Source organism: Pseudomonas sp. A-RE-22 (assembly GCF_019956035.1).
Lineage (GTDB): Bacteria > Pseudomonadota > Gammaproteobacteria > Pseudomonadales > Pseudomonadaceae > Aquipseudomonas > Aquipseudomonas brassicacearum.
The window spans coordinates 179890-190067 of the sequence record NZ_JAHBCZ010000044.1; the positions used below are offsets into that span (position 1 = coordinate 179890).

Sequence of the window (10178 nt, forward strand, 5' to 3'; positions counted from 1 at the left end):
ATGACTACGCTTGTGCAAGAACGCATTGCCCGGGAACTGGGCATCGACCGTCAACTCACACGGGGTGGCGAAGCAACCGAGGTTGCCCGCCGCATCGAATTCATCAAGCAGATCTTGCGCGAGTCGGGTTGCAAGTCCCTGGTCCTGGGGATCAGTGGCGGTGTCGACTCTCTCACCGCCGGCCGCCTGTGCCAGTTGGCCGTGGAGCAACTGCGGGATGAAGACTACGAGGCGCGCTTTATCGCCGTCCGGTTGCCCTACAAGGCCCAGGCCGATGAGCAAGACGCCCAGGCGTCCCTGGACTTCATCCGGCCGGACTTGATCACCACCAGCAACATCGCCGCTGGTGTTGACGGGCTGATGGGCAGTATCGCCATCGACGGCTTGCAGCCTGGCGCCGAGCTCATCGACTTTGCCAAAGGCAACGCCAAGGCCCGGGCCCGGATGCTGGCGCAATACGCCATTGCCAATCTGAGCAATGGGTTGGTGGTGGGCACCGATCATGGGGCGGAGGCGGTGATGGGTTTCTTCACCAAGTTTGGCGACGGCGCGTGCGACCTGGCACCGCTGTCCGGGTTGACGAAGACTCAGGTGAGATTGTTGGCCGATGCGATGGGCGCCCCCGCGTACCTGGTGCGCAAGGCGCCGACCGCTGATTTGGAAGACCTGGCACCCGGTAAGCTGGATGAGGTGGCGTATGGCTGCAGCTACGAGGAAATCGATGGGTATCTGATGGGCGAAGAGGTGTCGCCGCAGGCGCGACAGATCATTGAACGCGCCTACCTCAAGACGGCCCACAAACGAGCATTGCCCCGCGTCCCGCCTACCCGGTCTGAATGACCCTCAGATCTTGAAGGTGTTGACCATTTGTTGCAGGCGGCGTGACTGGTTTTCCAGTTCTGTGCAGGCCTGCAAGGTGGATTGCAAATTGCCGACCATTTGCTGGTTCAGGTCATTGATGTGGCTGATGTCGCGATCCAGATTGTCCACCACTGAGGTTTGTTCTTCGGTGGCGGTGGCTACCGACAGGTTGATCTCATCGATCTCGCCGATGCCCAGCAGCACGCGATTGAGTCGCTCGCCCGCAAGCCTGGCGGTAGTGACGTTGTCGTCGCTGTGACGCTGGCTTTCGAGCATGGCGCTCACGGCGCTACCGGCACCTGCTTGCAGTTCCTCGATCATGCTGTGGATTTCCTGGGCGGACTGCTGGGTGCGATGGGCGAGCGTACGCACTTCGTCCGAGACCACTGCAAAACCGCGCCCGGCATCTCCGGCACGAGCGGCCTCGATGGCAGCGTTAAGGGCCAGCAAGTTGGTCTGGTCGGAGATGCCTTTGATGACGTCGAGAATACGTCCGATCTTCAGCGTTTTCTCATTCAGGCTTTCGATGTCCTGGCGGGTATTGACCACCTGCGACGAGAGTTGCGACATGGCGCTGATACTGCGCTGCACCACCGACTGGCCTTCCTGGGTCTGATCCCTGGTATCAGAGGCGCGGCTTGAGGCATGAGCGGCGCTGCGGGCGATTTCCTGCGCTGCGGCCCCAAGCTCGTTGATAGCCGCGGCGACGTTATGGGTCAGCGCCGCTTGAGTGTCAGAGCTTTCCAGTGACGCGTTTGACGCCTGGCTGACCTGTGCCGCCAATTGGGTGAGCTGGACACTGGACGCCAGGACTTCTCGGATCGACTGCTGGATACGTTCGACGAAGCGGTTGAAGCCCCCGGCCATCATGCCGAACTCGTCCCTGGACAGGCTGTGCAGGCGCTGGGTCAGGTCGCCTTCGCCATCGGCTATGGATTGCATGGCCGAGCCCATGCGGCGTAATGGTCGCATCAGGGCATTGATCAACAGACCGAGCAAACCGACCGTGACCAGCATGGCGATCAATGTGGCGACCAGCGCCGAAGTGCGAAACTCGTGGAGTGCGGCGTAGGCCTTGTCTTTGTCCACTGAAAGTCCGATGGACCAGTGCAGTGAGGGAAGGCCGTTGATCGGGGTAAAAGTGACGATTCGCGTTCGGCCATTTTCCTGCACTTCATTCAGGGCGCTGTTGATGCTCGGCGGGCCTTCGGGGAACGCTTGGGCGAGTGTCTTGGTCACTCGTGTGTTGTCCGGGTGCACCAGGATCTTGCCGTCGTCGCTGACCAGGAAGGCGTAGCCTATGCCGTTGAGGTCCACGGCATTGATGATTTTCGCGAGTTGCTCCAGGCTCAGGCTCGCACCCAGCACACCCACGGCCTTGCCATTGACCTTGATCGGCGCTGCTTGGGTCATGATCAGATAATCAATGCCGGCACCGATGTAGGGTTCGGTCAGCACCGGTTCAAGGCTGCGAGCCGCGTCTTTGTACCAGGCGCGCTGGCGAACATCATACCCGTCGGGCATTACCCGTTCGGGATGGATAAAGAAACGACTGTCTTCAAGGCCGACGTAGCTGGCGATGAAGGTCTTTGTAATGATGTCCTGGGAGAGAATTGCGCCGATGTTCTGTGGGGTGGGATTGGCGGCGATGGTTTCGGCGGCACCTTCGATCAACAGGATCCGACCTGCCAGCCAACTGTCGAGGTTCGCGCCCAGCAACTGGCCGGTGGCCTGTAGGTTGCGGTGCATTGCTTCGCGGGTGCTGGCTTGCTGGCGATGGTCGTTGAACAACGAGAAAGACAGGAATACCGCCATCACGATGACGCAGGCACCCAGAAGAATCTTGTGGCCGAATTTCAGATTGATGCCCATGAGGAATTCTCGTCTGGTTTCTTTTTTATTGATCGAATCCCCGCAGGCTCAGGGCTGGTCGAAGATTTAATGAGCGGGCGGATTTTGTCGAACTAGAAAAAACGATGGGCCATCGTGAGTTTTCTTGTGGGCATGAAAGAGGTGCGAATGGAGTTTTCAAAGGGGACCTCGGGTCCCGAACGGAGTGGGCAAATGACACAGGCAATCGGCATCAAGGATCGCGTACGAATCAAGCACGTCGAAGTCCTCTCGGATAATTGGTACGTGCTGCGCAAGACCACCTACGACTACCTCGGCCGCAACGGCCAATGGCGCGAGCTGACGCGCGAGACCTACGACCGGGGCAACGGCGCCACGATCCTGCTGTACAGCAAGGCCAAGCAGACCGTGGTGTTGACCCGGCAATTCCGCTTCCCGGCCTTCGTCAACGGGCACGACGACCTGTTGATAGAAACCTGCGCTGGCCTGCTGGATAACGACGACCCGCACACCTGCATCCGCAAGGAAACCCAGGAAGAAACCGGCTATATCATCCAGGACGTGCGCAAGGTGTTCGACGCCTTCATGAGCCCGGGTTCGGTGACTGAGCGGGTGCATTTTTTCGTCGGTGAGTACTTCGATGAAGACAAGCAGCACGCAGGCGGCGGCCTGGAAGCCGAGGGTGAAGAGATCGAAGTGCTGGAACTGCCCCTCGACCAGGCCTTGGGCATGATCGAGACCGGGGAGATTTGCGACGGCAAGACCATCATGCTGTTGCAGTACGCCAAGCTGCATCGGTTGCTGGATTAGCCCCAGGCCTCCTCTGGGCGACCCTCACCGCTGCCGAATCTTTCGCGATAGGCGGAGGGCGGCAAACCGATAGCGTTCCTGAACGCGGCCCGGAAACTCTCCACCGACCGATAGCCGCAGGCCTGGGCGATGCCGGCCGTGCTCTGGTCGGTGCTTTCCAGCAGCGCCCGTGCCCGGTTCAAGCGTTCCTGTTGCAGCCAGGTCTTGGGCGGCAGGCCGGTGGTTTCGACGAAGCGGCGCAGGAAGGTGCGCTCGCTCATGGCGACGCGGGCGGCCATGTCGCCGACGCTTAGGGGCTGGTCGAGGTTTTCACGCATCCACTGCAGGACGCGGGTCAGTTCGTTGCGTGGTGACTTGCTCACGGGGGCGATGATGAACTGGGCCTGGCCACCGGTCCGTTGCGGCGCCATGACCAGGCGACGGGCCACCGAGTTGGCGATGTGCGTGCCGAAGTCCCGGGCAATCAGGTGCAGGCAGGCGTCGATGCCGGCGGCGCTGCCGGCTGAGGTGATCAATTGCCCGGAATCGACATACAGCACATTCGGGTCAACCGTGATCAGCGGGAAGCGCTCAGCCAGTTCTGCGCAGAATTGCCAATGGGTGGTCGCGGTCTTGCCGTCGAGCAGCCCGGTGGCAGCCAGGGCAAACACCCCCGAGCAGATCGACAGCAGGCGTGCACCGCGGGCATGGGCGCGGCGCAGTGCTTGTAATAACGCTTCAGGAGGCGGTTCGTGGTGACTGCGCCAGCCGGGGATGATGATGGTTCGCGCGGTAACCAGTGCTTCGAGGCCCGCGTCGACGGCTATCCGAAGGCCTCCCAGCGCATGCATCGGTCCAGCGTCGACGGCGACGATTTGATGGCCATACCACGGTACATCCAGCTCAGGGCGAGGCAGGCCGAAGATCTCCAGGGCGATACCAAACTCGAACACGCAAAGGCCTTCATAAACGAGGATTGCCACGGTTCCGGGATGCGCATGCATTTGGCGTAAATCCACCGTTTATTGTCTTGCGCTGCACTGTAGCGGACGTGCCCGTGTCCCTACAATCGATCGCAGGTAATCGGGAAAACCAAGACGGTTGAGCCTTTGCAAAGGTGGATAAGGGACGCGAAATGAAGAAAGTCGCCGTGGTGGGCTGCACCGGTGCAGTGGGCATGACCATGCTGCAATTGCTTGAAAATACCGATTATGAAGTGGTGTGCATGGCCTCTGGCCGTTCGGCGGGCAAGCGCTTGAAGGTGGGGAAGGGCGAGCACCTGGTCGAAGCCTTTTCGGTCGAGGGTTGTGCCGAGTGCGACATCGTCTTCCTGTGTGTGTCTGGGGCTTTCGCCTTGGAGTATGGCGAGCGTCTGGCTGAGAACGCCTACGTCATTGATAACTCCTCGGCCTTCCGTTACGACCCGGCGATTCCGCTCCTGGTGCCGCCCATCAACGGTCAGCGCTACAAGGGCGAAAAACTGATCGCCAACCCCAATTGTTCCTCGGCTATTGCGCTGATGGTGCTGGGGCCGCTGCATCAGGCCTTCGGGTTGGAGAGCGCGATCATTTCCACTTACCAGGCCGCCAGTGGTGCAGGGCAGCCAGCGATGCTGGAGCTGCGGGAGAAGGCCAAGTCCTTCAGCGATTATGGCGACCGCGATGACAGCGAGCACTTCGCCCATAACCTGGCCTTCAACGTGATTCCCCAGGTCGATTCGTTCGAAGCCAATGGTTACACCCGTGAAGAAATGAAAGTGGTCTGGGAGCTGCGCAAGGTCCTGGATGAGCCGGCGTTGGCTATCAGCACCACGGCGGTGCGGGTGCCGACCCTGCGCTCCCATGCCGAGAGCCTGAGCCTACGGTTCAAAGAGCCTGTCCAGTCATTGGCGCAGGTGCATGAGTTGTTGCGCGCGGCGCCGGGGGTTGAAGTGGTGGATGAGCCGGAGTATGGCGCCTATCCGATGCCCATGACTTCCACCTACAAGCATGCGGTGGAAGTCGGGCGGATTCGCTACAACCTGATCTATGGCGAGCATGGGCTGGACCTGTTCATCAGCGGTGACCAGTTACTGCGGGGGGCGGCATTGAACGCGTTCGAAATCATGCAATTGATCAAGCATTGATCAAGTCCGGCCCCGAACAATAGAAACGCGCCGCCGTGTTCAAGGGGGGCGCGTTTTTCGTTCAGCTGGATTGGGCCTCGCTGTCTTCCTGCATATCGTCCAGGTATTGCGGCTGGTCGGTCTGGTCCGGCAGTTCGGTCACGACGCTGAAGTCGCTGATCTCGATGGCGCCGACGCCATGACCGAGCAGATGGAAGGAAAACGCCTTGCGCTGCTGCGGATTGTCGAAACGGAGGTTCATCACCAGCGGCTGGTCAGGTGTCACCGCCACGTCTGTCGGCAGGTCCATCGACACATCCTGCTCGAACTCCTTGGCCTTGAGGGAAATGTAGGCGGCATGGTCTGCCTCCACGGCGCGGATGGTCAGGCTGACGCGGGTCTGTGAACCCTTGGGCATTTCCAGGTATTGGGCACCGATCAGGTTGTCGGTCCAGTCGTTGGTGACCTGGGCCGGCAGCGGGATCTTATCCGCACTGCCGAATTGATAATGCTGGTTCAAGGGCGTGCGCAACAGGGTCTGGTCCAGGGCCGTGGCCCGGACGCCGATCAGCCTGGCGCGCTGGCCGCTGTATTGCCCGCCGTAGGTAGCGCGGTCGGCGATGAAGCCGTCGCTGGCGTAGTCACGGCAATGCTGGAGGAAGTCGCACTCGGTAAAGGTGCCCTTGCCGTTGTGATAGCGCAGCTTACCGTTGGTGAACGACATGATTTCCCGGCCCGTCGGGTAGTCCCGGAACATCGAGCGGCCGGACAACGACGTGGGCACCGCAAAGCCGAAGTAGTCGAGGATCGAGGCGGTCAGGTCGACGTGGCCGTAGGTGCCGGACTTGATCCTGGGCAACGGCTCCGGCGCCAGCGTCAGGTTGAACCCCCAGGACGAGGCCAGCCGAACGTCGTCGATGCCATGGGATTCGTCCGAGGTGATGACCACCAGGGTGTTGTCCAGGATGCCCTGGCGTTCCAGGCCCGCCAGGAAGTTTTCCAGGGCGTCGTCCAGGTAACCTACTGCCGCCTGCTTGGCGGTGTCGTAGCGTTGCAGGTAGTCATCCGGTGCCGAGTAGGGTTGGTGCGTGCCCACGGTCAGCAGGGTCAGCATCCAGGGTTTGTCCGCTTGTTGCAGTTGCCCGACGTAGTCCAGCGCGCCCTCGAAGAAGGTCTTGTCGTCCATGCCCCAAGGGAATTGCAGATAGGCCGGTTGGGTGAACCACTCCATGCCCAAGGTTGTGTCGAAGCCGATGTGCGGCATGATCCGGTCCTTGGCCATGAACCGCAGGCCCGCGCCCTGCAGGAAATGCGTGGAAAAGCCGTTCTGGCGCAACTGGGCCGGCAGGCAGGCCTGGTTGCGCTGGGTCTGGTTGAGCATTTCGACGCCTTTGGGCGTGCCGTTGTCGAGCTTGTCGTAGTCGCCACACAGCATCGCGTAGAGGCCGCGAATGGTCTGGTGGCTGTGCAGGACGTAATCGGGCGTGTTCATGCCGCGTTCGGCCCAGGCACTGAGGTGCGGCATCAGGTTCTCCTGATAGCTGCTTTTCAAGGCCTGGCGGTTGGCGCCCACGTAGGCCCCGGGAATACCCTCCAGGGCGATGACCAGGACGTTGCGCGCACGGCCCGGTTCGGCCAGCAATCTGTTGCCATCGAGGTCCAGGCGGGTCAGCCCCTCCATCGGCGGGGCCGGGTCCACCGCATCGCCGTCGAGCCATTGCCGGGCCTGGTCCTGCCCGGCGGCGATACTTGCGGTGACGAGTTGGTGAGGCAGGTTGAACACGTTCCATTGGTCCGCCTCGCTGGGGCGCCAGGCTTGCAGCGCGCCGTGGCTCAGCAGGAGCAACACGGGCATGGTCCAGGCGTGGCGAGGCAAGGGAGGGGTCTGGCGTGGGCGGCTGGTCCATTGAGTCATCAGCCAGAACGCCAGCGCGGACAACTGGATCGCGGCCAGCCAGGGATGGGCGAAGCCGCCGCTGGTGGAGTTTTCAACGAACTGTGGGTCGGTCAGATAAAGAATGTCCGAAGGATTGGGCATCCGCCCGACCGCGCTGACCAGCTCGATGCTGGCCAGCGTCAACGCACTCCAGGCCAGCAATACCGGGAACGCCAACCACCCGGGACGGCGATGGAGCAGCACGATCAGCAACCCGCCGATACCCAGGTCCGAGAGATAACCCAGCGGGTCGGACCAGCCCAGGGCGAGACGCAGGCCCATGGGGACGAGTAGTGCGCAGCCAATCAGGGCGATGAGGGCGGCGCGCGGATGGGTTGAAGCGCGATAAAGAACGTTCACAAAAGCAGGCCTTTCGGTTGAAACCAATCTACTGAACGGACACGACCCCTGTGGGAGCGAGCTTGCTCCCACGGAGGGTTGTTCCTTCGGTCATGAAATTGTCATGAGGAGGGATGGTACCAAGGGCAATCGCCCCTGGCCGAGGCAATGTCCCGGTGTCTGGCTGCGCTACGCTGTGGTTCACTGGCCCTGGCCTCTACAATGGCCGCGTAGCGCTGCTTTGAGACGCGCAGAAAACTTGTAACAGGATTTCTCATCGGGGGATGGATGGACAGGTTCCAGGAAATGCAGGTTTTCCTCGCCGTGGCCCAGGCGTCGGGGTTTTCGGCGGCAGCGCGGCGCCTGGGGTTGTCGGCGGCCAGCGTCACGCGGGCGGTGGCGGCGTTGGAGCAACGCATCGGCACGCCATTGCTGGTGCGCACCACCCGCAACGTGTACTTGAGCGAAGCCGGCCAGCGCTTTCTCGAGGACTGTCGCCGGATCCTGAGCGATTTGCAGGAAGCCGAGGATTCGGCGGCCGGCAGCCACGTCCAGCCCCGTGGGCAGTTGACCATTACCGCGCCGGTGTTGTTCGGTCAGTTGTTCGTCACGCCGCTGCTGGTGGATTACTTGCACCGGTTCCCCGAGGTCAGCATCAACGCCTTGTTGTTGGATCGCACGGTCAGCCTGGTGGAGGAGGGCATCGACGTTGCCCTGCGCATTGGCGAGCTGCCGGACAGCAACTTGCACGCCGTGCGTGTCGGTGAAGTGCGGCGGGTGGTGTGCGGTGCCCCTGATTTCTTCGCGCGCCACGGGCGGCCCCGGCATCCGGAGGACTTGGAGCGAATGCCCGTGGTGGCGTCATCGGCCATTGGCCAGGTCAAAAGCTGGACCTTCATCGATTCGGGCCAACCGTTGGCCGTTCGGCCCGTGCCTCGGTTGGTGGTGACGGCCAACCAGGCAGCGATCACGGCAGCCTGCCAGGGGTTGGGGATGACGCGGGTCCTGTCTTACCAAGTGGCAGGCAACGTGGTGGCTGGGGAACTGGAAATTGTCCTGGCCGAGTTCGAATTGCCGCCTCTGCCGATCCATGTGGTGTACCAGGGCGGACGCAATGCGCCGGCGCGGGTCCGCAGTTTTGTCGATTTCGTCGTCAGTGCACTGCGCGAACATCCGGCCTTGAGCGGTTGAAGCATTGTTTCTCCGGCTGAAACAATGGATTGCATTTTTGGGTGATTCTCTTGTTTTTGCCTGGAGCGGAAGATGACCCCATCGACGCCGTTGTGCTGATGGCGTCACTTGCAGCGGAGTCGACCATGAACCCTATCAAGCACTATCACTTCCCGCTTTCCGGCCATTCCCATCGCGTTCAACTGATGCTTTCGTTGCTCGGGCTGCCTGTCGAAGAGGTCTTCGTCGACTTGGCCAAGGGCGCGCACAAACAGGCGGATTTCCTGGCGCTCAATGCGTTTGGCCAGGTACCGGTCATTGACGATGACGGCGTGGTGCTGGCGGACTCCAACGCGATCCTGGTGTACCTGGCGCACAAATATGGCAAGGGCCGCTGGCTGCCGACCGATCCTGTTGGCGCCGCCCGGGTGCAGCGCTGGTTGTCGGCGGCGGCTGGGCCGATCCATGCAGGGCCGGCCACGGCGCGACTGATCACGGTGTTTGGCGCGGCCTACAACGCTGAGGACGTGATTGCCCGTTCCCACAACGTGCTGAAAGTCATTGATGAAGAATTGAGCAACCGTGCTTATCTGGCGGGTGACGCTGCGACCGTCGCGGAAATCGCCGGCTACAGCTACATCGCCCACGCACCGGAAGGCAATGTGTCGCTGGAGGACTATGCCAATGTGCGGGCCTGGCTGGCGCGGATCGAAGCCTTGCCCGGGTTCGTGGGCATGCCGCGTACGGTTGTCGGGTTGCAAAAGCACGCCTGAAACGGCCCCGGTGGCGAGGGGATTTATCTTCACGGTGGGGCAAGGCTTGCCCGCGATGAAGGCACTGCGGTCTTTCAGAGATCGAGGCGCCTGTTTCGCGAGCAAGCTTTGCTCCCACACGGAAGGGACAGGTTCCTCACCACAGCAATTTATGCATAGGGAAGCGCCTTTTCCTCCAGCAGTTCCTCGTATGGCCGCCCCCACTTGCGGCCCATCTCTTCAGACGTGAACAACTGTCGGTAACGAGCTTCGGCCCTGGCGCCCATTGCCTGGGCTTGTGCCGGGTTTTCCCACAGCCTCGCGAAAAGCTTCGGGGATATGGAGTCAGGCAAATAGGTTTTGTAAAAGTGCAGGA

Annotated in this window: 8 protein-coding genes and 1 pseudogene; 5 read left to right on the plus strand and 4 right to left on the minus strand. The window is 61.5% G+C overall.

The window, feature by feature from the left end:
- The gene (nadE, locus tag KGA89_RS21355; protein WP_223472464.1) at positions 1–840 is read left to right on the plus strand and encodes an ammonia-dependent NAD(+) synthetase; all 840 of its coding nucleotides are present in this window, start codon (positions 1–3) and stop codon (positions 838–840) included.
- 3 nt (positions 841–843) lie between these two features.
- Here nadE and KGA89_RS21360 read toward each other — a convergent pair whose 3' ends face one another.
- A complete protein-coding gene (locus KGA89_RS21360; protein ID WP_223472465.1) occupies positions 844–2733 on the minus strand; it encodes a methyl-accepting chemotaxis protein in 1890 nt (629 codons plus the stop codon).
- Positions 2734–2925: 192 nt separating this feature from the next.
- Between KGA89_RS21360 and nudK the strand changes: the two genes are divergently transcribed.
- Positions 2926–3522, plus strand: a complete 597-nt coding sequence (nudK, locus tag KGA89_RS21365; RefSeq protein WP_003207065.1) for a GDP-mannose pyrophosphatase NudK — start codon at positions 2926–2928, stop codon at positions 3520–3522.
- Here nudK and ftrA read toward each other — a convergent pair.
- A complete protein-coding gene (ftrA, locus tag KGA89_RS21370) occupies positions 3519–4505 on the minus strand; it encodes a transcriptional regulator FtrA (protein WP_003207058.1) in 987 nt (328 codons plus the stop codon). The two genes, nudK and ftrA, sit on opposite strands and share 4 nt — an antisense overlap.
- 131 nt (positions 4506–4636) lie before the next feature.
- Here ftrA and KGA89_RS21375 point away from each other — a divergent pair, with 131 nt between their 5' ends.
- A complete protein-coding gene (locus KGA89_RS21375; protein ID WP_003207057.1) occupies positions 4637–5626 on the plus strand; it encodes an aspartate-semialdehyde dehydrogenase in 990 nt (329 codons plus the stop codon).
- A 61-nt stretch (positions 5627–5687) separates the two neighbouring features.
- On the opposite strand, the gene KGA89_RS21380 is transcribed toward KGA89_RS21375, so the two are convergent.
- On the minus strand, positions 5688–7901 hold the full coding sequence (locus KGA89_RS21380) for an LTA synthase family protein (protein ID WP_223472466.1): 2214 nt from the start codon (positions 7899–7901) through the stop codon (positions 5688–5690).
- A 267-nt stretch (positions 7902–8168) separates the two neighbouring features.
- Between KGA89_RS21380 and KGA89_RS21385 the strand changes: the two genes are divergently transcribed.
- Positions 8169–9071: a LysR family transcriptional regulator gene (locus KGA89_RS21385; protein ID WP_223472467.1), complete on the plus strand. Its 903-nt coding sequence runs from the start codon at positions 8169–8171 to the stop codon at positions 9069–9071.
- Between the two features lie 125 nt (positions 9072–9196).
- Positions 9197–9823, plus strand: coding sequence for a glutathione S-transferase family protein (locus tag KGA89_RS21390; protein WP_223472468.1), 627 nt, complete (start codon positions 9197–9199; stop codon positions 9821–9823).
- Between the two features lie 149 nt (positions 9824–9972).
- Here KGA89_RS21390 and KGA89_RS21395 read toward each other — a convergent pair.
- Positions 9973–10119 (minus strand): annotated as a pseudogene (locus KGA89_RS21395) (glycosyl transferase family 1); the annotation flags it as partial.
- Positions 10120–10178: the final 59 nt, after the last annotated feature.

Coding starts and splice junctions, on each gene's coding strand:
- KGA89_RS21390 (WP_223472468.1), top strand. CDS start 9,197: ATGAACCCTATCAAGCACTATCACTTCCCGCTTTCCGGCCATTCCCAT.
- KGA89_RS21360 (WP_223472465.1), bottom strand. CDS start 2,733: ATGGGCATCAATCTGAAATTCGGCCACAAGATTCTTCTGGGTGCCTGC.
- nadE (WP_223472464.1), top strand. CDS start 1: ATGACTACGCTTGTGCAAGAACGCATTGCCCGGGAACTGGGCATCGAC.
- ftrA (WP_003207058.1), bottom strand. CDS start 4,505: ATGCATGCGCATCCCGGAACCGTGGCAATCCTCGTTTATGAAGGCCTT.
- KGA89_RS21375 (WP_003207057.1), top strand. CDS start 4,637: ATGAAGAAAGTCGCCGTGGTGGGCTGCACCGGTGCAGTGGGCATGACC.
- KGA89_RS21385 (WP_223472467.1), top strand. CDS start 8,169: ATGGACAGGTTCCAGGAAATGCAGGTTTTCCTCGCCGTGGCCCAGGCG.
- nudK (WP_003207065.1), top strand. CDS start 2,926: ATGACACAGGCAATCGGCATCAAGGATCGCGTACGAATCAAGCACGTC.